Genomic DNA, 862 nt, shown 5'->3' with positions numbered 1-862 from the left:
CCTAGCTATAACAGTGCTCTACCCCCCGCAGTAATACTTGAGGCACTACCTAAATAGTTTTCGGAGAGAACCAGCTATTTCCAGATTTGTTTAGCCTTTCACCCCTATCCACAGCTCATCCCCTAATTTTTCAACATTAGTGGGTTCGGTCCTCCAGCACGTGTTACCGTGCCTTCAACCTGGCCATGGATAGATCATCTGGTTTCGGGTCTACACCCAGCGACTGAATCGCCCTATTCGGACTCGCTTTCGCTACGGCTTCCCTATTCGGTTAACCTTGCCACTGAATGTAAGTCGCTGACCCATTATACAAAAGGTACGCAGTCACCCCACAAGGAGGCTCCTACTGTTTGTATGCATACGGTTTCAGGATCTATTTCCCTCCCCTTCCGGGGTTCTTTTCGCCTTTCCCTCACGGTACTGGTTCACTATCGGTCGATCACGAGTATTTAGCCTTGGAGGATGGTCCCCCCATCTTCAAACAGGATTTCACGTGTCCCGCCCTACTTTTCTCACGCTTAGTTCCACACACAAAATTTCGTCTACAGGGCTATCACCTGCTACGGCCGGACTTTCCATTCCGTTCGACTATCTTGCATGCTAAAACGTGAAGGCTCTTCCGATTTCGCTCGCCACTACTTTCGGAATCTCGGTTGATTTCTTTTCCTCGAGCTACTGAGATGTTTCAGTTCACCCGGTTCGCTTCCACTGACCTATGTATTCAGTCAGGGATACTCCTTGCGGAGTGGGTTTCCCCATTCGGATATCTGCGGATCAAAGCTTGTTTGCCAGCTCCCCGCAGCTTTTCGCAGGCTACTACGTCCTTCATCGCCTGTGATCGCCAAGGCATCCACCATATGCA

Annotated in this window: 1 rRNA gene; it reads right to left on the bottom strand. The window is 50.1% G+C overall.

The features are described 5' to 3' along the window. A 23S ribosomal RNA gene (locus ESO86_RS17785) occupies positions 1–862 on the bottom strand; the annotation flags it as partial.

It is taken from the genome of Agromyces binzhouensis, assembly GCF_004135055.1.
GTDB lineage: Bacteria > Actinomycetota > Actinomycetes > Actinomycetales > Microbacteriaceae > Agromyces > Agromyces binzhouensis.
This window is presented reverse-complemented; position numbering and strand designations above follow the sequence as displayed.